Raw genomic sequence first — 23,814 nt, 5'->3', positions numbered from 1 at the left:
ATCAGGCCACCGCCCGGGACATGACGTACAAACCATCGTGTACGGATGTCCGGTCCTCTTCGAGGGTGCGCAAGTGCACACCGGGCACGTCGGGCTGCACGTCGATGCGCGCGGGAGCGTGCAGGTAAACGTTCAGCGGGCGTTCGCTGGTGGAGGCTTGCAACTGGTTTTCACGACCGATCAGCGCGGTTAGTGCGGCATCGCTGTCGCTGCTGCCCACCGAACGCACCGAGGTCCAGCGCCCTTCCCTGGCCAGCAGCAAGACACTGCGCACCGGCTCGGCGACCACGAACAGAAAGTCGCCGGCATCCAGGCTTTTATCGAAGTGATTGAACGCCGCCATCAGGTACGGCTGCACCGAACGCAGGCGCAGGCCACGACCGCTGACCAGGCTGCGCAGACGCGCCAGCAAGTCTTGCGGCAGCGCGGTGGCGATCCGGTCGTAACCCGCCGGTTCCGCCGACAGCACCATGCTCCAGGGTTGAGTCGGTATGCCGTAGAGGTCTTCGAAACACAGTTGGGCAAACCCGAGCAATTCGTCAGGGCTGGTGATTTGTTCGCTCCAGGGCACCAGGCAGAAGCGGCTGAAGTGGCCGGAAACCACCACGCTCAATTCCGCACCGGCCGGCACGTGTTCACCCAGCAAGCGGTCGAGGGTTTCGAGGGCGACGGCCCAGGCATGGAAGCCTTCGTCGATAAAGCCGACGCTGCCCAGCCACAGGGTGTCGCCACCCTTGCGCTGGCCCAGGCCGACACCACTGGCGCCGAGCACGGCGACATAACGATCACGAGACAAAAGTGACACGATTGATCTCCTCGAGCGTGGTCCGCCCTTCCTGCACCAGTTCCAGAGCGGACTCGCGCAACAGGCGCAAGCCACGTTTGCAAGCGTGTGCCTTGATCTTCGAAACGGGTTGGCGCTCGACGATCATTTGCCGCAGTTCGTCGTCCAGGTGCAGCAGCTCGGCAATCGCGGTCCGCCCGCGATAACCGGTGCCCCGGCAATGGCCGCAGCCTTTGCCATGGACGAAGTGGTAATGATCGACCTTTTGCGGGTCGAGCCCGGAGAGGCGCAGTTCTTCATCGGTCGGGTTGCACGGCGCACTGCAACTGGCGCACACCAGGCGGATCAGCCGTTGAGCCAGCACGGCGTTGAGGGCCGAGACGAGGCTGTAAGGGTCGATTTCCATCTGGGTAAAGCGGCCGATCACGTCGAACACGTTGTTGGCGTGAATGGTGGTGAACACCAAGTGCCCGGTCAGGGCCGATTGCACGGCAATCTGTGCCGTATCGGGGTCGCGGATTTCACCGACCATGATCTTGTCCGGGTCATGGCGCAGGATCGAGCGCAGGCCACGGGCAAAGGTCAGGCCTTTCTTTTCATTGACCGGGATTTGCAGGACGCCCGGCAGTTGGTATTCCACCGGGTCTTCAATGGTGATGATCTTGTCCACGCCGTGGTTGATCTCGGTGATCATCGCGTAGAGGGTGGTGGTCTTGCCGCTACCGGTCGGGCCGGTCACCAGCACCATGCCGTAAGGTTCGGCGGCCAGCCGGCGCAGCGCGCGCAGGGTTTCGTCTTCAAAACCCAGGGCCTGCAATTGCACGCCGCTGACCTTGTCCGCCAGGTCTTGTTTGTCGAGGACCCGCAGCACCGCGTCTTCACCAAAAATGCTCGGCATGATCGACACCCGGAAGTCGATCTGCCGACCGCTGATGCCGATCTTGAAGCGACCGTCCTGGGGCACGCGTTTTTCGCCGATGTCCAGTTCAGCCATGACTTTGACCCGGGAGATCACCTGCTCGGCGAACTCGCTGCCCTGGATTTTGCTGATGTTGTTCAGCACGCCGTCGATCCGGTACTTGATCACCAGCCCGCTGCCGGTGGTGCCCAGATGGATGTCGCTGGCGTGCATTTTCAGCGCGTCGTAGAGGGTCGAGTTGACCAGTTTGACGACGACGCTGGCGTCTTCGCTGATGCTGGTCAGCGACAGGCTTTGCAGGGTGTCGATTTCGACATTGGCGTCGGCCTGGGCGTTGAGCGATTCCACCGCGTGGAAGCTCTCTTCGTGGCGCGCGAGGTAGGCTTTCAGGTCGTCGGCATGCACCAGGTACAGCGGCGCACCGTGCAGGCAATCATCGATCCAGGCCAGACGCGACGTATCGAACGGGTCGGCAAACACGCCAATCACCGCATCGTCGTGACGCAGCAGGATGAATTCTCGCTTGAGGCATTGGGCCAGGGTGACCCGGTCGAACACCGGGGTGGCTTGAAACAGGGTGTCGGTGTCGAGCACCGGATAATGCAGGGTAGCGCCGAGGCACCGGATGAAGGGCATGGGGGCCAGTTCGCACAACGCCCCGAGGGCTTCCAGAACCCGCTCGCCGGAGCTGGTTGCCCGGGCCCGGGCCTGGACCAGTTGCTCACTGGAAAATCGCGACGGTACACATTCCAAAAGCGCCGGTTCGACGGCTAGGGATAGACGGTCCATGGCATGCTCTCCAACGCCGGGGGCTTTGAGCCCTGTCGACGCGGCAGGCCATTACGGCGTATGCCGGAACGTCTTGTCGCGCCACTACTCCCCGGTGAGCAATTGTTCGTCGCCTGGTGCCTTGGAGGTCGATAGACTTCGTCGACGATCTGCCAGCACCCAACTGCCATCGTACAACTGCAGCGGGAAGCTTTCGGTCCTGCTCTGGCGTCGTTCGACGAATCCTTCGGATGGGCTCGCGCCTGTTCGGTTTTCCCGCTCCATCCCCAGAAGGTCACAAACTGCTCGGGCCAATTCCGCCATTGGAAACGGTTTGAACAGGATATGGCTGACTCCCAGTTGCCGGGCCCGCTCACAGACTTCAGCGGTTGGGTGCCCGGTAATCAGCACAAAATGGCACTTCCTGTTCTGGCGGACGGCATCGAGCACCTCAAAGCCTTCCATATCGGGCAAGCGGTAATCGAACACCATCACATCGGGTGCAAACTGTTCGGCTTCACCGATACCTGTCGCACCGTCATGTGCTATCCGGACTTCCAGCTCTTGCGCCTGAAGGTAATCCTTGAGGTTTTCAGCAAGAAGCAGTTCGTCTTCAACAACCAGTACTTTGTTTAACAAGGTGGACTCCTTGAAACCGCAGGTCCGAAATTCGTGCCTGGGAGTACGCGCCTTAATTAGGCTAACGCACACTTCATGCCAGACTGAGCGTCGGTTTTTGGCCGATTCATCTCTTTGATTTTCATGAAAAAATCTTTTCGTTCAGGAACCCCGTCCCCCAAAGGCGGGGAAGCGCTCGGAATTGCCCCTGAAGCTTTCCCCACATTTGGGGGGGAACCTTCAATCGTCGTCAATCCGTTCGATTCGATTGCTGGATCGCAACTGCGCCAGAACCTGCAGACGAGCCTGATCCTTTTGCTGTCGGGCAAGGTAAGCCCGAACCATTTCAAGCCCCTGAGTTTCTGAGACATCGGTCGCCTCCGTGTGGTTCTGCAAGTAGATCAAATGCCAGCCCAGCGGCGTACGCACCGGCGCGCTGACGGCCCCCGGCGCCAGGGCAAATGCCGCTGCTTCGAACTCCGGCATCATGCGCCCACGGGGAAAATAGCCCAGATCCCCGCCTTCGGTGGCGGAAGCATCTTCGGAGCCGGCCCGGGCAACGCTGGCAAAGTCCTCGCCCTGGCTGATTTTCACCCGCATCTCCTCTAAGCGTAGCCGGGCGGCTTCAACTGTGGCGGCATCGGCGCCCTGCGGCACTTTGACCAGGATGTGCCGCGCCTGGATTTGCTCTGGTGTGCTCATTTCGGCGCGGTGTTCCTCGTAGAACGCGCGGACCTGTTTTTCGTCCGGCTCAGTGACCTTCAGGAGGTCGGCAAAGACTTGCTGCGCCGCCAGTTCACGGCGCGTGTACTCGATAAAGGTGGCTTCGTCGAAACCGGCGTCTTCGAGCCTGCGGGCGAACACTTCGGCACCACCGATCGCTTGCCGCGTCTGCTCAACCTGGCTTTGCACCACCTCATCGCTGATCTCCACCCCGCGCTTGCGCGCCTCCTGCCACAGCAACTCCTTGTCGATCAGGGCGTCCAGCGCTTTCTTGCGCAATTGCTTGTACGCCGTGGGGTTGCGGATGCTGCCCACCGCCCGGCCCTGGTCCTCCAGGAACTCGGCGAAATAACGCTCCAGACGGAACTCGGAAATAACTTCGCCATTGACTCGCGCGGCGGCCGGGCCATTACTGGCGAACGCCATGGGGCCCCACAGCGTCAGCAGGATCAGCAGAATCTTGAGTTTCATCATCAGACCTCCCGTCAGGGTGTCGCGGCAATGGGTTTGTACGGTGCGACCAGATAGAAGCGCTGGTCGGGCAAATCTACGGTGACGATATGGGCACCGCTCAAGCCCAGTCGGCGGCCCGGACCGAAGCTGATCAGTGGGGTCAGCCCGGTGTCGAAATCGTGCAACCCTTCAAGGGCGCTGATGAGCTTCTCGTGGCTGGCGTCGCGCCCGGCCTGTTTCATGCCTTCGCTGAGCAGCAGCATCGAACTGTAGGCGCCGACTTGCAGCACCGCGTGCTCACCGCCCAGCCCCTGGTTCTTGCGCAATTGCGTCAAGGCCAGGCGCCCGGACAGCGTCCAGTCACTGGGCACGAACGGATAGGCCAGAAACACCCGCCGGGAAAAACCACTGGGCAATTGAAACAGGTCGCCTGCCACCTGATTCGACGCGGCGAACAGGTACGGCACCTGCCCCGCCGTGTGCAAGCGCTCGGCAAGGCGACTGAAACCGCCGCCGTTGCCCAGGTAAAACACTGATCGCGAGCCCAGCGGCAGCTCTTCCGGCGCCGAGTTGTAGGCGTGCAACCGCACTTGCTGCCAGGCGTGATCTTGCAGGTACTGGCCGAGGTTCTGCGCCGCCAGTCGTTGGCTCGGCTCATCCGGGTAGGTGATCAGTGTCGGCCCCTGGAGCAAGCGCAAATTGGCGGCACCGTAGTCGGCCAGGGCGATCAGCTGTTCACGCAGCCCGGACAGCGGTTCGAAAATCTGTCGACTGGCCTGGGCCATGCCCTGCAGCGAGAGCGGCCCGATCAGTGGAATGCCGGCGCGTTCCAGCCGCGTAGCCAGTTCTGTGTCGAGCGCAGGTGCCAGCGGCGCGATCAGGGCGAACACTTGCTCCTTATCGATCAAGCGGTCCAGCGCCTGTTCGGCACTGGCGCGGTCCGGGCCTGGATCGAGGATGGTCAGGCGCAATTGCCGGCCATGAATCCCGCCCGCCTCGTTGATCCGCGCCACGCTGCCCTTGAGCACCGCCGCCACCGTCGCGCCCTCCTCGCTCAACGGTCCGTGACTCGGCAGCAAGGTGCCCAGGTGCAAACTGTCGGCGGTCAAACCGGGATCGCGGTCCTCGGCCACGCGCTTGAGGTAGGCCGTGAGGTTGCGCTGATCATTCATCGACAGCACGAATCGCGGCATCGCCGGGTCCAGCCGATTGTTCGCCGAATCACGCCCTTCCTGGATCGCCCGGGCGAGTGCGCCCTCGTTGTAGGCCGGGTAATTGCGACCATTGACCTGCTGCTGACCGTAACTGCTGGAAAGGCGCGACCAGCTGATATCCGGCGGCCGTACCCCGCCTTCGGGCCGCCCTTGAGCATCGGCGCCATGGCAATTGGCACACGGCAGGCTGGTGGCCGGCAGCAACATGCCTGCCGCGCCGACCCTGGCCATGATCGGCTCACCACTCCCGGAAACACCCTCGCGGTACAGCCGTTTGCCGGCGCTTTCGCTGGGGCTCAGCGGCAACGCACTGGCGGCAAGGCTGATGCCGCCGAGAAGGAGCAGACTGAGGGCGAGGGCAATGTTCATGGCGCAGGCTCAACGACCAGCCACGGGCATTGTCAGCAACTGCAAGCGCTGGGCAATGGCGGCGGCCGGTGCGTCGGGACGGATTTTGCTCCAGCGCTTGTTGGCCACATCACCCACGATCAGCTGCGTTGAATGCTGCTCGGGGGTCGGCACAATCTGGCCGATGCGCCCCAGCACAAGGTCCATTTGCGCCTTGTCGCCGGTGAGAAAAAGCCAGTGGGGGCCATCGACGCCCTGCTTCAAGGTGTAAGCCTTGAGTACCGCCGGCGTATCGCGCAGCGGATCACTGGTAAGGGAGATAAAGGTAATGCCATCGGCCTTGTCGCCCAGCACCTCACGGACTTCCTTGAGCTTGCGGGTGATCAGCGGGCAGGCATCGTTGCAACGGGTGAAAATCACGTTCAGCAGCACCACGCGGTTTTGCAGCGCGTCGCTGTAGAAGCGCAGCGTGTTGCCGTTCTGGTCCAGCAACGGCGTGTCGGTGAACCAGGTTTTCGCATCCCGCGTGCCGCTGGCCGGTTGCGCGGCGGCCACCGCCGGCGCCGGTTCCTGGTGTCCTTCATGGGAAAACGCCATAAAACTGATTACGCAAAAACACATCGTCAGGAAGATCAAAACGAGGGCTTTCATGGCTGGTGCTCCATGGCAATGGCAGTGTGTTTGGCGTGGGCGTTGCGCTGGCCGCTGAGTTTCTCGACTTCACGTGTGAGCACTGCCGGGTCGGTAAAACCGTAATAGCGCGTCCAGTGGCGGCTGTTGCCGTCACCGACGAGGATCAGCGGCTGATGGCTTTTGAAGTCACCGCTGAAAGAGCCGAGGCCCTTGAGGGTTTCGTTGATCGACTGCGAGCTGCCGGTCAGCCAGCTCCAGCCCGGACCTTTCTGGAAGCTGCGGGCGTAATCGTTGAGGCGCTTGGCGTCATCGCGCTGCGGGTCGATGCTGATCGACACCAGCTGCACCTCGTCGCCGACCCGGGCACCGAGTTGCTTCTGTACCTTGCCCATGATCGAGGACACCACCGGGCACACCGTGGTGCAACTGGTGTAGATGAAACTCATGACCACGATTTTGTTGGTCACCAGATCCTTCTCAAGTCGCACCGGTTTACCGTTCTGGTCCACCAGCGCCACGTCGGCGAATTTGACCTGGGCGCTCTCCGAGCTGGCGCTTTTGGCTGGCATGTCGTGTCCGGCATGTTCATCCGCCGAGTGCGCCAGGGCTTGGCCGATGCCGACGGCCAACAGGCAGAACGTCAGCAGTCCACGGTGTGCGAATCGATTCATGTCGGTTTCCTCTTCAGTGGGCATCGCCGGGCAACACCCGAACGCTGGCAAAGGTCTTGTCATCGAAACTCGCGCCAAGGGACGCCGCGCGCACGTGCAGGTACCAGGCGCCGTTCTGGTCGAGGGTCACCGGGGCTTCGTAGATGCCGTTGCCCACTTCAAGGGCGGCGACGTGCTGAGCGCGGGAAGTCGGGGCGCGGAAGTAGCGCACCTGAACGTCCTTGACCCCGCTGCGCTGTGCTTTCTGGTGGCCCTGGACAATGCGAAACCGCACGGTGTAGGGGCTGCCGAGGGCGGCGGTGGATGTGTCGAGCATGAACTCGACTTTTGGCACGCCGGGGAGTTTTGCGAGGTTCTTGTCCGGTTCCACCAGCGCCGTGAAGCAATGGATGATGTTCGGTTGGTTAAGCAGGAACGCCACGTCAAAACGCCCGGCGACCGGCAGCTTGATCCGCGAACTGTAAAGCCCTGGCTCGACCTCCCGCAGGCTGCGATCGATGACCATGGCCGCCCGCGCCACCTGCCCGCGATTGGGGTAACCAGACATCGGCGCGTTCATGCCTTCGGCGTAGAAGTAGGTGGTGTTGTCCACCGGGTTGACCACGAACACCGCGTTGTCGTCCCGCGACACCGCCAGGCTCGAAGCCAGCGGCAAATCACCGGCCAGCCGTGGCGCCTGAGGCCCGGCTTCGAAGCCCTGGCTGATCGGCGTGCGGCCAGTTCCCAACGACGAGAGGTTGATCATCGTGACCTTGGCCGAGGCCAGTCCGCGTACATAGGCGTAGGCCTTGGTGAACACCACTTGATAGGGTTCGGCGGACACGTCCAGCTCATGGATCATCGAATCGGTGGCCGCGTCGATCACTGCGGCCTGGTTTTCCAGGGTGTTGAGGACGATGCCGAAACGCCCGTCCGCGCTGAACCCCATCGGGCCCAGGCCCTGTTTCATCTTGATCACCCGCCGAACCGCGAGGCTGGCGGTATCGACCACGGTCACGGTACCGTCCTTGCCGTCGGCGACATACACCGCCTGAGACAGCGGCGAGTACGCCACCGACAACGGATGCGAGCCGGTCTTGAGTTGTTTGCTGATGGTCAGGCTGGCGATGTCGATGATGCTCAGCGTGCCGTCGTCGCGGTTGCTGACGAAGGCAAAACGGCTGTCCTTGCTGAAGGTGATTTCGTGGTGCCCGGCACCCGTTGCCAGGTGTTTGAGCGGCTTGAGGCTACGGGTGTCGATCACCGTGACGCCGGACTGCTCGGCGGTCTTGGCATTGTTGCCGACCCACAGCAGACGCTCGTCCGGCTGCAAGGCCACGCGCACCGGGTTGCTGCCGGCGGCGACCGAGTCGATCACTTTGAATTGCTCGCTGTCGATCACCGCCACTTCATCGGCGGTGGGCATGGAGACGAATACCCGTTTGTTGTCCTTGGGTGTGGTCCAGTCCATTGGTGGTTGCTTGATGTCGATCCGCGCCATGGTGCTGGTGATGCCGCCCACCGACACCGACGGGTCGACCACCGAGACACTGGCGTCGCGGTTCATCACCAACAGGAAGTAGCTGTTCAGATCGAGCATCGGCCGTGCACCGATGCTCGATTTCAGGAAGACCCCGACCCGGGATTTGCAGCTTTGCTCCCGACCCTGGGCCTTGTCCGCGGCAACGGTTTCCGGATCCAGCCAGGCACCGGGGTTGACGCCCGACAACGGCTGGCCCGAGGCACTGTCGCTGACGCGGAACTGCACGTCGGCAAACTCGCCTTCACGCAACACGCCGTCCGCGGCCAGTGGCTTGAGCTCAAGCGCCACCGAAATCCCGTCACGGGAGAGGTTCTGACTGCTCCAGGTGTCCGGCAGTGCGACTTCGCTCAGCAAGTTGGTCGGCGCGGTGCGCCAGACGCCGAAACTGATTAGCGCCACCCCGATAACCAGCGTGAAACTGGCGAATCCGATAGTCCTGTTCATAACACTCTCCCCTTACAGATCTGTGCCTGCCTTGTCCCTTGTAGGAGCGAGGCTTGCCCGCGAAGGCGTCATCTGTGACACCACCCACATCGAGGTGAACCCTTCGCGGGCAAGCCTCGCTCCTACAGGGTTGGTGCTGTTCCTGTGGGAGCGGGCTTGCTCGCGAAGAGGCCGACACATCCAACATTGATGTGACTGACACTCCGCCATCGCGAGCAGGCTCGCTCCTACAGGGATGGGGGGGTGTCAGCCACCACCCCATCCCTGGCTTTACGGTGCCGGCGCCGGTTCAGGTTCGTTGGTCACCCGCAGCAACCCCCAAAGCCCGGCGGTGTTGCCGTAGGCGCCGTAGTCGCGGTACAGGTAGTCGCCCGGTATTGCGTTGCTGCCCCCGGCGCTCGGGTGCATGAAGCTGAAGTGCGCCGCCGGCAGGATGCTTTCACGAGCGCCGATGTACATCGACATCGGGTTGTAGCCGAACCGCACCGACCCCACCCCTGGCGTGGACATCGGATAACCACCGGTATCGCTCTTCTCCGACTGGAACGGGTTGACCGACCAGACGTGACCGTCCAGTTGGAAGGTCGTGCCGCGACTGCCACCGCTCGGCATCATGATGTGGGTGCGGAACGGTTGCCCCGGTTTCACATACAGCACCGGTGTCTGCGGATCGCCCCCGATCAGCGCATTGCTGTAGGCCATATGCGCGTTCGGCACGTCCCCGTAACCGGCACCGTCGGCGTGCCCGAACGGCGCATCCGGCGCCAACCCGAAGCGGAACCAGATCGGCTCGGCCTTGTAGTTGATGGCCATGCTCGAGTTGTCCTGTGGATCGGTCGGTACACCGAAGCCTTCGGCGGCAATGCCTTCCACCGGCCGACCATTGGCCCAGCGGATGTTCAGCGCTTTCTGCCAGACCATCGCAAAGTCGCGGTAAGTGGTCTGCCCTGGCGCCGTGACCGTTGCGTTGGTTTTACGCGCATCCTCAACCCAGGTTGCGCCCACCGGCAGGATCGTCATCGCCCCACCCAAACCTTTCTGCGGTTGTTTGATGAGGTCCGCCGGGGTGATATTCAGTCCGCCGAACTCCACCGCGGTGGCGTTGATGTTGTCGACACTGCGGCCCAGTTGCGTGACCGGTTTGCCTTCGCGCTCCAGATGCCCGGCGTAGTACTGATAAGTACGGGTCGGGTACGCGCCGCTGTTGCCGATGCGCGGTGGCACGGTCTGGATCGGGTTGGCGCCGACGTTGGTGCCATCGGATTTGGTGATGTCGTACGCCAGCAGTTGCGCGTGCAGACCCACGTGGCTCGACGGCCGCATCAGGTTGTTGGTGAAGATGGTCGAGCCCTGGCCATTGTTGCGATCACGCTTGACCAGCCCTTGCATCACGGCCGTCTGGGTCAGGTCGGGCATGACCACAGGCAAGCGGTTTTCCAGGGTGACGTTGATGCAGTCACCCGCCGCTGCGCGCAATACCAGCGGCTCCACCGGTACACCTGGTTTCATTTTGCCGGTGACCGGATCGAGGTCGGATTTGCGCACGTACAGGATCGCAGTCGGATCGTGCAACGGGCCGCTTTGACCGCCGACGGTGATGGTTTCGCCATCTTCAGGATCGACCACGGTGACCTGCGGGATATTCACCGGACGCGAGTTGAACACCAGGGTGCCACCCGCCGGATTCAACGGCCCACCCACGTGTTGCCCGATGCCGGCCGGATCGCCGATGGTCAGGTTCAGCGGATTGCGCAGGATGTCGTTGGCCAGCGCCGCAACCACTTCATAGTTGCGTTGCACGGTCGGCCGGGTGCCGATGCCGTTGGGGTTGGCACTGATCCGTGGGCAGGAGCCATCAAATGCCACGGTGTTACGCATGCCCGCCGGCTTGGGATTGTTTGGCACGGCGAACAGATCGCTGCGCTGGGCCGTGTAGTTGCGCATCACGCCCCAGATACCGTTCCAGTAACCTTCAATGGAAGCGTCCATCGAGTACAGGTAATCCCCCGTGGTCGCCGCCGAACTGGAGAGCATCGAGACCGGCGCGTTAAAGCCCATCTGTTCGGAGATACCGACCATCTGCGACGCGCGCCAGCCGGAGTTGGAGCTGTTGCCGAAGCCGGAGCCGCTTTGCAGCCACTTCACGCCGTGCAGGGTCACGTTGTGCTCTTCTTCGTGACCGCCGGCATGCACCCGCAACCGCACATTGTCACCGGTGTAGGTGCGCAACATCGGGGTGAACGGGTCACCCGGTTCCGCGCCGCCACGGTTGACGTGCGGTGGGAACAGCGTGGTGCCGCCGGTTGGACCCGTGGCTGCGGTGACCAGGTTAGGCGCCAGGTTCATCGCCGGGATGGCGCGGTCGGTGCGGCTTTGCATGGCGTACGCCAGGTCGCCGCCGAGGCCGTCGGCCTGCATGCCGCGCTTGCCGTCCGGGCCGACCTTGTTCGGGTCGTACACCCGCAGGGCCAGCGGTTCGTTGCGGTAGTTGACCACGAACATGCCGGGGTCATCGACCGAGATCGCCTGTGGGCATGGCCGAGTCGGACAACCCGGCACCATGCCGCCCTGCACTTCGATGATGCCGTCGAGCAAGGTGCTGGCGTTGTTGCGCACCGGCGGGTTGATCGCGTAGCGGAAGCTGTCCGCGGTGGCCGGGAACGCTTGCGGATCAGGCACGCCGTTAGGACCGGCGCCCACATACACACCGGCTTCATAGGCGTGCTGGAAGTCGCTGTATTCGAGGAAGAACTCACGGAAGCTGTCGTTCTTGCCGTCGCCGTCGATGTCCCCGGTGGACACCACCGCTTGCCACGAAGTCGGCCCGCCGTCCTGGCGTGCGCCGCTGTACAACGGCTCGCCGGTTTCAGCGTGAAACCAGGTGGAACCGGCCGGTTCAGCCAGCACGGTGGCGTACAGGCCAATCTGTTGGTGAGTCGATGGGCCGAGGTGGTCGTGGGTGAAAATGGTCCCCAGGCCACGGTCGACACCTTTGGCGTTCACCACAGGGTCGACAAACCAGCGTTGCATCGCGGTGCGCGCACCCACCCAGTCAGCACGGCCAAATTGACCGAAATACGGGTGATTCTTGGCTTTCGGGCAGACCGGGGTGCCGTCACGAGGATCGGTGCCTTCGCACTGATTGAATTCGCGAATCGCGCGGATGCGTTCTTGCACAGCCCCCGGGGAAAGGACGCCGTCTTCGTAGTTCCAGCCGTTGGCCGAACCATCGGCGGCCGTCAGGTCCCATTTCGGCAGGTGAATGTGCTGGCCGATCACGTCGGTCGGCGTGCGCACCTGATAGTCGTCCATTTCATAGGTGGCCGGCACCAGGTTGGTTTGCTGGTATTGCACACAGTCGAAGGTGTTCATGCGCATCACCAAAGGCTCTGGCGGACGCTGCTTGGTGATCACCGGCCAGGCGTCTTCCCACAGCGCCAGGATGCGCGCTTGCGGGAAGTGGTAGCCGACCTTGTTGTAGACCGCATCGAACTGGATGTTCGCCGCTTTGTAGATCCTTGGGCGGTCGGCGGTGAAGGTCGAAGAACCGGTGTAGGACATGCCGTCGATCCGTTCGCCGCTGGCGAATTCTCCGGTGCCGGCGCTGCTGGTCAGGCGTTTTTGCCGGTCATCCATGCACGGCTCATAGTACGGCGCGCCGGCAATCGGCAACGCACCGTTGGTGCGGAAGGCCTTTGCCACGATTTGATTACCGGGCAGCACGGCAAAACTTGGATGGTCTTTTTTGGCGTGGAAGGCCATGGCCGCCTGTTCGACTTCAGTGCCCTCTTCCGGCATGTAGATCGGTTTGGCGCGAGTCACTTCCTTGGAGAAATCCAGCGACGTGGTAATGGTGTTCGCCTGGCCACCGGAGGAGAAGCCGTCCAGAGTATGGCGCCCCAGGCCGCCGTCCCAACCACCGGACGAAGCCGGGTCGAGGTTGGCCCACAGGGCGTTGCCACTAGTTTTCAACGACTGCGCCTTGGCCGCGTCGAGCATGTCCAGCGGTGGGGTCGGTGGACGTTGGCCGACCGACGTTTCCATGCCGCCGATCCAGAACGGATAGCCAGGGTTTTTCAGGCTGCCGTCGGCATTGCGGTTGGCTTCGCTGCGATCCACCAGGGCCAGGGAACCGATGGCTTGAGCGCCGCCGCTGCCGCCGTGATGTTCGCCGTCGTCATCCTCTTCTTCATCGTCGTCATCGTTAGCGGAGACCAGGGTTTCGCCGATTTTCGGCACCACCGCGACCTTGCCTGGCATTGGCGCCATGGCTTTGCCCGGCAGCGGCACGACCGCAGGGATCGGGGTACCGGCAACGATTTCGCCATCGGGCAAGGCCCGGGCGCCCGCTGCCGGTTTGCCGCTGCGCAACGCGTAGGGTTCGCTGTGGTATCCGTCGGAGCCTTGTTGCGAGACTTCGAGTTTGGTGCCTTCTTCAAACACGTCGTGTACCCGCCACATGCTCCACATGCCTTGGGCGAAGTGCGGGTAGAAGTGGCAGTGGTAGATCGCATCACCGGCGACGCGGTTGCGGTTACCCGAACCGCCGTTGGCGATTTCATAGGTGTAGCCGGCGCCCGGACCGATGCCCTGGGCATCCACGTAGTCGGAATTATCGTCGTTGGGGTTGAACAGCCACTGATGACCGTGCAGGTGGAAGATGTGCTGCTCATGGCCGTTGTGGGTGTTGCGAAATTTGATGAAGTCACCGATGTAGCTGTGGTTGACGTTGGATGGCTCGGACGGATACAGCGCCATGGTCGCCTTGACGCCGATCTGGTCGGCGCGCGGTACCTGCCCTGGAAGAATGCCTTCGAGGCCGGCGTTGGCCGGTACGTCCACCAGCATCGCCACGTCGCCGACGGTGTGCGAACTGAGGAAAAATTCTTCATAAGCGCAGGACAGGCAATCGTGCATCGGCCCGACGCCCAACCGGTTGGCCACCACCTCGGCGCCCATGCCGCCGGAGCCGTAGTTGATCATGAACGAATCGCGAGTCGGCTCCAGCACGTGGGCCATCACCGGGTCCGCCCAATACGCGGGGAATGCCTGGGTTGCGGCGGTTTCATCCTGGAACTGCGAGGCGAAATCGCGGAACGGTTCCAGCCGATTCGGGATCGCCGGGTTGCGTTTGCCGACGGATTCCAGCGGATAGGTCGACGGCGGGAAGCTACCGTCGGCGTTGCTGCCCATCACAATGGCGTCGCTTTCGCTGGAAATGATTTCATTGCCGTCGACCATGTTGATGATCGGCGTGCCGGCCTTGCCTTCACGGATCCACGGCTCGCGCTGCGGGTAGCGCGCCTGGTAATCGACGATCGGTTGACCGGCCGGGGTGCGGCCGGCGCTGGCCAGGCGCATCTCTTCTTCGGTCACGGTGTTGCGGTAGCTGCGGCCGCCCTTGGGCACCACGACTACCTGGCCGAACAGACCGTTGGCAACGTTGCCCGCATCGCCTTCACCACCAAAGGTCGCACCACGGCTGCTGGCGGCGAATGCACCTTCGCGCTCAGCGAACAAGGTGTAGGAACGGGTGCCGCCCGGGGCGACCAGCGAATTGCCGTTGCGCCCGGTGTACGAGGCGATGTCGTCGATGCTGTTGACCGCTTGCAAGCCGTTGACCTGGAAGCCGACATGGCGGTCAGCGACCTGCTCATCGACTTTCCAGTCGTCTACTTCACCGATTTCGACTTCACCTTCAATCTCGCCCTCTTCCTCTCCCCCGTCGTCGTGACTGCCGGGGTTAGCCTGATACGCCAGCAGGTTCTGCAGGTTGATGGTCAGGCAGTCGCCGGCAGCCACACGCAACACCAAGGGCCGCGGACGCTTGTCGGGTCGCAGCGAGACTTTGCCCGGCACTGCCGCGCCGCCCTGGGCCAGGGACACATTATGGTCGTCGACCACGTCGCGGCGCAGGGCGAACATCATGCCATTGACGTTCTGCGCGCCGAGGCGGTTGAACATCAGCGGCTGATCCAGCGCCACGACGTTCGCCACCAGATTGCGCTCGCAACGCAGGGCTGCTTCAGCCAGCTCGATGCCGAACATCGACACCACCAACAGCGCAAATTTAAACAGGGACGAAGCGTACGGTTTGCCGGTCATGATTACGGGCCTCGCTGTGGGTGCTCACAGGGAATAATTCTCGACAAATCCCCTTGAGCAATCCGCATGCCATAAAAAATTCAGTTACTTTTCAGCTACTTGGAGCAACGACTTAACAACTCGGGGGATTATTCCCCACTTATTCCCCCTTTCCGGTGGATACCAACCTCCACCCAACAACGCGTATCCCGTAGCAGCTGCTGCGCTCGGCTCTGTAGCAGCTGTCGAGCTTGCGAGGCTGCGTTCGGCGGCGAAGCCGTCGTGAGATCCGGCAACGCGGTGTTTCAGGAAAACCTCGCGCGCAGGTATTACGACTGCTCCGCAGCCGAACGCAGCCTCGCAAGCTCGACAGCTGCTACGGGGCGAATGCGGTCTTCGGTCGGTGGTACGGATCGGGTTGCCCCACATATGGGGGATCCCCCCCATTACAACGGTGCATCCATGGCCAGGCCCTGCAAGCGGCGGTATTGGCGCAAGACACTGGGCACATAACGCTGGGTTTCGGCGAATGGCGGGATCACCCCGCCACGGCTCAGCACCGCTTGTGGCCCGGCGTTGTAGGCCGCCACGGCGAGGGTGATGTCGTTGTCGAACAGGGTCAGCAGGCGCTTGAGGTATTTGGCGCCGCCCTGAATGTTGGCTTTCGGGTCATAGACATTCTTCACGCCCATTTCCCGCGCGGTATCGGGCATCAATTGCATCAGCCCACCGGCCCCTTTGGGGGAGGTCGCATCCGAGTTGTAGCGGGACTCTTCGCGGATGACGGCGTGCAACAACGCCGCCGGCAATTCGTTGGCCGTGGCGGCCGCCGAAACCAGCTCTGCATAAGGTTGTTTGGCAATCATCTGGGGCTGCTGATCGAGGCCGACCAGCGAGGATTGGGGCTCGTGAATGACCCGTTCATAGGTGCGGCCGGGACGGTGAACATTGGACAGCACGTAGCTGCCCTTGGCGTCCACGGAAACGAACACATCGGCCTGTGCGACGCTCGTCAGCAGCAAACAGCCGAGCAGTCCTGTGGTGAGTGTTTTCATTATTTTGCCTCCCCTGCCCGGCCCCGAAAAATGGGGGTATTGCCCCAATGGCCGGTAGTAAACAAGCCATACGCAAGCACTGTGCCGAAAGCGCAAAGGCCCGTAATACAGGGGTTACAGAAGCAAGTCCGGGGGTGAGCATGGCAATTGCATACGCCTTCAGGGCGACCCTTCTGCCGACTGTGTGAGGTCATCATGAATCAGCGTTTGCGTTCCGCCCCGCGTACCCAAAGCGGGTTCACCCTGCTCGAACTCTTAGTCGTACTGGTGGTGTTGGGGCTGTTGGCCGGCATCGTCGCGCCGAAGTATTTCGCCCAACTGGGCCGCTCCGAAGTGAAGGTGGCCAAGGCGCAAATCGAAGGCCTGGGCAAGGCGCTGGATCTGTACCGTCTGGAGGTCGGTCATTACCCGTCGACCGAACAGGGTTTGCAGGCGCTGGTCATTGCACCAAGCGATGAAACCAAATGGACCGGTCCTTACTTGCAGAAAAAACTGCCGCAGGATCCGTGGGGCCGTAACTACAACTACCGCTACCCCGGCGAAAACGGCGAATACGATCTGCTGTCCATGGGCAAGGACGGCCAACCCGGCGGCGAAGGCGAAAACGCCGAAGTCACCAGCTGGCAATGACGGGGAGTGGCGACCATGCGCTTTCATCTCAAGGCTGTGGGCAAGGCCGGCGTGGTTTCGATGACCGTCGAGGCGCCCGGCCACAGCGAAGCCCGGCGTATTGTCGAAGACCAGGGCTTGCGGGTGGTCAGCCTGCATGTCGATCGGCACTGGCGCGCGTTGCGTTTACAAAAACGCGAGACCTTCAACCTGGTGTTGTTCAGCCAGGAACTGACCACCTTGCTCAATGCGGGCCTGCCGTTGATCGATGCGCTGGAAAGCCTGGCGGAAAAAGAGAACGCGCCCCAGGCCCGTAAAACCTTGAGCGAACTGGTGCGCCTGCTGTACGAAGGCAAATCGTTCTCCCAGGCGTTGGCCCAGTTGTCGGCGGTGTTCCCTCCTCTCTACGTCGCGCTGGTGCAGTCCAGCGAAAAAACCGGCGCCGTGGGCGATGCCCTGGGCCGCTATGTCAGCTATCGCCAGCGCATGGACGAGGTCCGGCAAAAAATCGTCAGCGCTTCGATCTACCCCCTGCTGTTGCTGGTGGTGGGCGGCGGCGTGGTGTTGTTTTTGATGGGTTACGTGGTGCCGCGCTTCAGCCTGGTGTTCGAAGGGCTGGGGTCAAACCTGCCGTGGCTGTCACAAGTGCTGATGAGCTGCGGGATGTTCCTGCACGCCCACCAGGGTGAATTCTTCGGCGGGTTGGCGGCGATCATCGTCGCCCTCGGCTTTCTCCAGCGCCAACCGGCCTTTCGCCGGGGCGTCGACCGTGTGATCGAAAAACTCCCGGCAGTCCATCAACGCATCTTCATGTACGAACTGGCGCGCTTCTATCGCTCCCTGGGGATCCTGCTGCAGGGCGGCATCCCCCTCGTCACCGCCATGGGCATGGTTCGCGGCCTGCTCACCCCCGCCTCCCGCGTGCGCCTGGACCAGGCCTGCGAACGGGTGCGCGAGGGACAATCGCTGTCGGCCGCGCTGGAACTCAATCACCTGGTGACCCCGGTGTCCCTGCGCTTGCTGCGCGCCGGCGAACAGTCCGGCAACCTCGGGCAGATGATGGAGCGCAGCGCCGACTTCTACGACGAAGAAATCAGCCGCTGGATCGAATGGTTCGTGCGGTTGTTCGAACCCCTGCTCATGACCTTCATCGGCCTGCTGATCGGGGTCATCGTGATCCTGATGTACATCCCGATCTTCGAGCTGGCCTCGAGCATTCACTGACTCCTGGAACGGAGTCGAGTCGTACCGTTCATCGTTCATCCACGTTGCAACTGAATTAATCAGCGCGCTGCGGTGTTCACCCATTGAATCGAGCAGCAAGTTGCATTGTTCATCAACGTTCCAACCTGAATAAGAAGACGGAGAACGACATGCACATCAACAAGCTTTTACTGGCAGTAGCGATTGGCGCAGTTCTGTCGGCGTCTACCATATTGATTCCGGACAGTTTGTCCGGGGTGTCGAGTGCCCAGGCCAAGGACGGTGGTAGTGGTGGCGGTGGATCTGGCGGCGGAGGGGGCGGATCTGGTGGCGGCGGCAATGGCGGTGGTGGTGGTGGATCCGGCGGCGGTGGCGGTGGAAGCGGTGGCGGCGGCAATGGCGGTGGTCACGGCGGAAGTGGAAGCGGCGGCAATGGCGGTGGTCACGGAGGCAGCGGCAGCGGCGGTAATGGCGGTAGTCACGGTGGCAGCGGCAACGGTGGTAACAGTGGCAGTGGCGGCAACAGCGGCAGCGGTCACAGCGGCAGCGACCATGGTTCGGGACACTCCGGCAACACCGCCTCATCCTCCTCCGGGCGCAGCGGCACTCACGCCGAACCGGGTGACGATCATGGCGTACATCGTTCAGGCGAAGTCGGCCACAATCGAGGGGTTCATCGCTCCGGTGAGATCGGCGACGACCACGGCGTCCATCGCTCCGGTGAGATCGGCGACGACCACGGCGTCCATCGCTCCGGTGAAATCGGCGATGACCACGGCGTTCATCGCTCCGGTGAGATCGGCGACGACCACGGCGTCCATCGTTCCGGTGAGATCGGCGATGACCACGGCGTGCATGTCGGTGGCGAGCCAGGCGATGACAAACGGACTTGACAATCAATGACCTTCAAAACTCCACAAATCCCCTGTAGGAGCGAGGCTTGCCCGCGAAGGCGTCGTATCAGTCAACACTTGTTTTGAATGTGACGGCGCCTTCGCGGGCAAGTCGGATCGCCGCACCGCTCGCTCCTACAAGGAATTGTGTGATCCGGTGCTCTACAACCCACCCTCAACCCGATCCAGCCGCTCGCGCAAAAACTCGATCAGCGCCTGCACCGGCCGCGAACTCTGGCGGTGCTGCGGATACACCGCCGATAACGTCAGCGGCTGCGGACGAAACTCGTCCAGCACCGGCACCAGCCGGCCATCCTTCAGCGCCGAACCGACAATGAACGTCGGCAAATACGTAATCCCCATCCCGGCCACCGCCGCATCCTTGAGCAACTCACCGTTGTTGACCCGCATCCTGCCCGTCACGTTGACGGTCAGCGGTTTGCCCTGCCCTTCGAAACGCCATTGCACCTGACGCCCGTGGCCGTAAGGCAGGCAGTCATGACTGTGCAGGTCTTCGGGTTTGAGCGGCGTGCCGCGCTCGGTAAGGTAAGCCGGGCTGGCGCAGTACACGCGCTGGATGGAAGCGATGCGTCGGGCGATCAGTGTCGAGTCTTCAAGAGTGCCGATGCGCAACGCCAGGTCGTACCCCTCACCGAGCAAGTCGACGGGACGATCGCTCAAGTCCACTTCCACCGTGACATCGCGATAGCGCTGCAAGAAAAGCGGCAGCAGGCAACCCAAGTGCGCCAGCGCAAACGACAACGGCGCGCTCACGCGAATGGTGCCGCGTGGCTCGGTAGTCTGGCCGGCGATGCCCTGCTCCACCTGCTCGACTTCACCGAGCAGGCGTAACGCCGACTCGTAATAACTCTGCCCCAGCGGCGTGACGTCCAGTCGCCGCGTGGAGCGATTGAGCAAGCGCACGCCCAGACGCTCTTCGAGCTGCATCAAGCGGCGGCTGACGAACTGCTTGGACAGGCCCAATTGATCGGCTGCCGAGGTGAAGCTGCCGGAGTCCATGACCTGGCAAAAAATACGCATATCTTCGAACGGGTTCATTGTCACGCCTTGGTTGACAGTCAAACACTTTATAGCCGCTTTTTCCCTTTTGGGCGACCTATTAATCTGTGTCAACGGTGCAGCGACAGCCGCTGCTTCTAAACCAAAACCCAATACTTGTAGGAGCTGTCGAGTGAAACGAGGCTGCGATCTTTTGATCTTGTTTTAAATGATCGCAGCCTCGTTTCACTCGACAGCTGCTACAGGGACCGAGTACACAATTAAAAAGGAATTAACCATGAACATCGTCAACAAAACCCTGACCGCGTCCCTTCTCGCCCTCTCCATCGGCAACGCATTCGCCGCCGGCAGCCCGGGCGTCGAACACAACACCCAGGCCTTCCTCGAAGCACTCGCCGCCGGGGGTGGCAAGCCGCTTGAGCAGATGACCCCGAAAGAGGCCCGTGCGGTACTGACCGGTGCGCAAAATTCGGTGAAGGTTGATCTGTCGGGTGCGGACGTCAGCGACCGTGCGATCAAGGTCGATGGGCAAACCATCAACCTGAAAATCGTCCGGCCGGCCAAGGTCAAAGGTGAATTGCCGGTGTTCATGTTCTTCCACGGTGGCGGTTGGGTGCTGGGCGATTACCCGACTCACCAGCGTCTGATCCACGATTTGGTGGTCGGCTCCGGCGCAGTCGCAGTGTATGTCGATTACACGCCATCGCCGGAAGCGCACTACCCGACCGCGATCAACCAGGCCTACGCCGCGACCCGTTGGGTGGCCGAGCATGGCAAGGACATCGGCGTCGATGGCAAACGCCTTGCGGTGGCCGGCAACAGCGTCGGCGGCAACATGGCGGCGGTCGTGGCGTTGATGGCCAAGGAACAGAAAACCCCGGCGCTGCGCTTCCAGTTGTTGATGTGGCCGGTGACCAATGCGCAGTTCGACAGCGGCTCGTACCAGCAATTTGCCGAAGGCCATTTCTTGACCAAGGGCATGATGAACTGGTTCTGGGACAACTACACCACGGACAAATCCGAGCGTGCGCAGATCCATGCCTCGCCGCTGCAAGCCAGCGCCGAACAGCTCAAAGGCTTGCCCGCTGCCCTGGTGCAAACCGCCGAGTTCGACGTGTTGCGTGACGAAGGTGAAGCCTACGCCCGCCACCTCGACGCGGCCGGTGTGCCGGTCACGGCGGTGCGTTACAACGGCATGATCCACGACTTCGGCCTGCTCAACCCGCTGAGCCAGATTGCGGAAGTGAAGGCGGCGGTTCGCCAGGCGGCATTGGAACTCAAGACGCATCTGAACTGAGGCCCTCCCCCCTCGCCACACAGCAATGTGTGGCGAAGCTGCTTGCCTTTGTAGCAGCTGTCGAGCACCGCGAGGCAGCGTTCGGCTGCGCAGCAGTCGTGAAACCTGAATACGCGGTCCTCCTGACAAACCGCATTGCTTGATTTCACGACTGCTGCGCAGCCGAACGCTGCCTCGCGGTGCTCGACAGCTGCTACATGAATCGAAAGCGATCTTTAGCCGGAGTTTCCCCATGTCCTTTCTCCTCGCCCATCTGCTGTCCTGGAGCGCCCTGTTGCTGGTGATCGACACCGTGCTCTGGCACCTCGCGCCGTTCAAGCATCGCGTCACGCGGGTTGGCGTGCGGCTGGCGCTGTTTGTGATGTTCAGCGCGCTGGTGATCAACGCCGGTGTGAGCCCATTGCAGGCGCCGTTGCTGGCCGAGGATCGTGTCGCGCAATTGGGCGCCACGGCATTGGGGATTCTCTGGTGGTTGTACGCCGCACGGGTGCTCACCGAAGTCATCGGCCTGGTGCTGATGCGTCGTATCGGTCACAGCGGTCGCCTGTTGCAGGACGTCATCGGCGCGCTGGTGTTTCTGATCGCCATCGTCGCGGCGGCCGGTTATGTGCTGGAGTTGCCGGTGAAGGGCTTGCTGGCGACGTCCGGCGTCGTGGCCATCGTCGTCGGTCTGGCGTTGCAGAGCACTTTGAGCGATGTGTTTTCCGGGATCGTGCTGAACACCACCAAGCCGTATCAGGTGGATGACTGGATCATGATCGATGGCGTCGAGGGCAAAGTGCTCGACATCGACTGGCGCGCCACCCACCTGCTGACCAGCGCCGGCAGCACGGCCGTGGTGCCGAACTCGGTGGCGGCCAAGGCGAAAATCGTCAATCTCAGTCGGCCGAACAACATGCACGGCGTGTCGATCAGCATTCAGGTGCCCAACCACATTCGCCCACGTCGGGTGCTGGACGCACTGGAGCGCACGCTTCAGGGCAGCAGCAGTTTGCTGCTCAACCCGGCGCCGAAAGCAGTGTTGAAAGAGGCTGGCGAAACCATGTCCGAATACGTGGCCAGCGGTTTTATCACCGAGCTCGGCAAGAAAAGCGACGTGCGTAATCAGCTGTTTGACCTGGCACATAGGCACCTCGAAGCGGCAGGCATTTCCCGGCAGATCGATGGCGTGATTGAACCGACGACCCGCGCACGGGCGTTGCTCGACGAAGTGAAGATCTTCCGTTCCCTGAGTGAAGATGAGCGCGATCAATTGGCTCAGTCGATGGTCCCGCAGCAATACGCGGCCGGCCAAGTGGTGCTGGAACTGGGCGAAGTGCCGGACAGCCTGATGGTGATCGCCACAGGTGTGGTCAGCGCCACCGTGCCGGACGGCACTGGGCAAACCGAAGCGGGTCGCATGGGGCCGAGTGAGGTGATGGGTGAGCAAAGCATCCTCACCGACACGCCGTCCCAGGCCACCTTCACCACCTTGACCTCGTGCATCATTTACCGGATCGACAAATCCCTGACCCGTGGATGCATGGAGCGGCAGGTTGAAGTGGGTCGGGCGTTGAACAAGCTGCAAGCGGTGCGGCAGCAGAACAGCCGGTTGGCGTTGATGGCTAAACCGGTGCAAATCAAGAAAAGCGGTTTCCTCAGCTGGCTGCAAAAACGCCAATCGGTGTAACGGGCCACACGGTTTCTTGTAGCAGCTGTCGAGCCTGCGAGGCTGCGTTCGGCTGCGAAGCAGTCGCGAGTTCAAACAATGCGGTGTGTCAGAAAAAACTCGCACTCAGGTTTTACGACTGCTTCGCAGCCGAACGCAGCCTCGCGTTGCTCGGCAGCTGCTACAGAAAGCTCATTCGCCAGACAAAAAAATGCCCGCACAGTCGCGGGCATTTTCATCGGCGGCGGGGCTTATTTCGACGTCAGCACCGAGTAGCTGTTCATCAAATTGCGATAGTTCGGAATGCGCGGCGACAGCAGGTTCGCCAGGCCTTCCATGTCGTTGCGCCAGTCACCCTGAAGCTCGCACGCAACCGAGAACCAGTTCACCAGTTGTGCACCGGCCGCTGCCATACGGGCCCAGGCCGCTTGCTGCACGGTTTCGTTGAAAGTGCCCGAAGCGTCGGTCACCACAAACACTTCAAAGCCTTCCGCCAGCGCCGACAGCGTCGGGAACGTGACGCACACGTCGGTCACCACACCCGCGATGATCAACTGCTTGCGGCCGGTGGCTTTAACGGCCTTGACGAAATCCTCGTTGTCCCAGGCATTGATCTGGCCTGGACGCGGGATATATGGGGCATCCGGGAACTGCTCTTTCAACTCAGGAACCATCGGACCGTTCGGACCGCTTTCGAAGCTGGTGGTCAGGATGGTCGGCAGTTTGAAGAACTTGGCCACATCGCCCAGGGCCAGCACATTGTTCTTGAATTCGTTCGGCGAGAAATCCTGAACCAGCGAGATCAGGCCGGTCTGGTGGTCGACCAGCAGGACAACAGCATCGTCTTTGTTCAGGCGTTTGTACGGAACGTTGCTCATGTGAATCTCCTCGATGGATGGGAATTACGC

The 23,814-nt window shown here is 62.0% G+C and carries 17 protein-coding genes; 5 read left to right on the top strand and 12 right to left on the bottom strand.

All coding sequences use genetic code 11. The annotated features are described in order from the left end of the window. Position 1 precedes the first annotated feature (1 nt). The 10 genes from ACYZT6_RS09295 to ACYZT6_RS09250 form a co-directional block, all read right to left on the bottom strand. A complete protein-coding gene (locus tag ACYZT6_RS09295) occupies positions 2-805 on the bottom strand; it encodes a hypothetical protein (RefSeq protein ID WP_462026613.1) in 804 nt (267 codons plus the stop codon). Continuing rightward, positions 786-2,492, bottom strand: a complete 1,707-nt coding sequence (locus tag ACYZT6_RS09290) for a GspE/PulE family protein (RefSeq protein WP_462026612.1) — start codon at positions 2,490-2,492, stop codon at positions 786-788. Before ACYZT6_RS09290 ends, ACYZT6_RS09295 begins: the two co-directional genes overlap by 20 nt. Positions 2,493-2,576: 84 nt before the next feature. Then, complete coding sequence (locus ACYZT6_RS09285) at positions 2,577-3,110, bottom strand: response regulator (RefSeq protein ID WP_462026611.1); 534 nt, start codon at positions 3,108-3,110, stop codon at positions 2,577-2,579. 219 nt (positions 3,111-3,329) lie between these two features. After that, on the bottom strand, positions 3,330-4,283 hold the full coding sequence (locus ACYZT6_RS09280) for a peptidylprolyl isomerase (RefSeq protein WP_462026610.1): 954 nt from the start codon (positions 4,281-4,283) through the stop codon (positions 3,330-3,332). 14 nt (positions 4,284-4,297) lie between these two features. Further along, entirely contained in the window at positions 4,298-5,848 is a 1,551-nt protein-coding gene (locus tag ACYZT6_RS09275; protein ID WP_462026609.1) for a cytochrome c/ABC transporter substrate-binding protein, read from the bottom strand. A gap of 9 nt (positions 5,849-5,857) precedes the next feature. Next, positions 5,858-6,478, bottom strand: a complete 621-nt coding sequence (locus tag ACYZT6_RS09270; protein WP_462026608.1) for an SCO family protein — start codon at positions 6,476-6,478, stop codon at positions 5,858-5,860. Then, positions 6,475-7,131: an SCO family protein gene (locus ACYZT6_RS09265; protein WP_462026607.1), complete on the bottom strand. Its 657-nt coding sequence runs from the start codon at positions 7,129-7,131 to the stop codon at positions 6,475-6,477. The genes ACYZT6_RS09270 and ACYZT6_RS09265 overlap by 4 nt, the downstream gene beginning before the upstream one ends. A gap of 13 nt (positions 7,132-7,144) precedes the next feature. Further along, the gene (locus ACYZT6_RS09260; protein ID WP_462026606.1) at positions 7,145-9,097 is read right to left on the bottom strand and encodes a cytochrome D1 domain-containing protein; all 1,953 of its coding nucleotides are present in this window, start codon (positions 9,095-9,097) and stop codon (positions 7,145-7,147) included. A 270-nt stretch (positions 9,098-9,367) separates the two neighbouring features. Then, positions 9,368-15,202 (bottom strand): manganese-oxidizing multicopper oxidase MnxG, encoded by a 5,835-nt coding sequence (mnxG, locus tag ACYZT6_RS09255; RefSeq protein WP_462026605.1) that lies wholly within the window; start codon positions 15,200-15,202, stop codon positions 9,368-9,370. 425 nt (positions 15,203-15,627) lie between these two features. After that, entirely contained in the window at positions 15,628-16,236 is a 609-nt protein-coding gene (locus tag ACYZT6_RS09250) for a lytic transglycosylase domain-containing protein (protein ID WP_462026604.1), read from the bottom strand. 195 nt (positions 16,237-16,431) lie between these two features. Between ACYZT6_RS09250 and gspG the strand changes: the two genes are divergently transcribed. From gspG to ACYZT6_RS09235, 3 genes are all read left to right on the top strand, one after another. After that, positions 16,432-16,866: a type II secretion system major pseudopilin GspG gene (gene gspG / locus ACYZT6_RS09245; protein ID WP_462026603.1), complete on the top strand. Its 435-nt coding sequence runs from the start codon at positions 16,432-16,434 to the stop codon at positions 16,864-16,866. Between the two features lie 15 nt (positions 16,867-16,881). After that, positions 16,882-18,069, top strand: a complete 1,188-nt coding sequence (locus tag ACYZT6_RS09240) for a type II secretion system F family protein (protein ID WP_462026602.1) — start codon at positions 16,882-16,884, stop codon at positions 18,067-18,069. Positions 18,070-18,218: 149 nt separating this feature from the next. After that, positions 18,219-18,941 (top strand): hypothetical protein, encoded by a 723-nt coding sequence (locus ACYZT6_RS09235; RefSeq protein WP_462026601.1) that lies wholly within the window; start codon positions 18,219-18,221, stop codon positions 18,939-18,941. 162 nt (positions 18,942-19,103) lie between these two features. On the opposite strand, the gene ACYZT6_RS09230 is transcribed toward ACYZT6_RS09235, so the two are convergent. After that, positions 19,104-20,000: a LysR family transcriptional regulator gene (locus ACYZT6_RS09230; RefSeq protein ID WP_462026600.1), complete on the bottom strand. Its 897-nt coding sequence runs from the start codon at positions 19,998-20,000 to the stop codon at positions 19,104-19,106. A gap of 238 nt (positions 20,001-20,238) precedes the next feature. Between ACYZT6_RS09230 and ACYZT6_RS09225 the strand changes: the two genes are divergently transcribed. After that, positions 20,239-21,258 (top strand): alpha/beta hydrolase, encoded by a 1,020-nt coding sequence (locus ACYZT6_RS09225; RefSeq protein WP_462026599.1) that lies wholly within the window; start codon positions 20,239-20,241, stop codon positions 21,256-21,258. 232 nt (positions 21,259-21,490) lie between these two features. After that, positions 21,491-22,927, top strand: coding sequence for a mechanosensitive ion channel domain-containing protein (locus ACYZT6_RS09220; RefSeq protein ID WP_462026598.1), 1,437 nt, complete (start codon positions 21,491-21,493; stop codon positions 22,925-22,927). Positions 22,928-23,157: 230 nt separating this feature from the next. On the opposite strand, the gene ycaC is transcribed toward ACYZT6_RS09220, so the two are convergent. Further along, positions 23,158-23,784 carry an isochorismate family cysteine hydrolase YcaC gene (ycaC, locus tag ACYZT6_RS09215; protein ID WP_392887294.1) on the bottom strand — a complete coding sequence of 209 codons (627 nt, stop codon included), beginning with the start codon at positions 23,782-23,784 and terminating at the stop codon, positions 23,158-23,160. Positions 23,785-23,814: the final 30 nt, after the last annotated feature.

It is taken from the genome of Pseudomonas sp. RT6P73, from assembly GCF_054897715.1.
The sequence above is the reverse complement of the archived record's forward strand: the minus strand, read 5'-3'. Positions and strand labels throughout refer to the sequence as shown.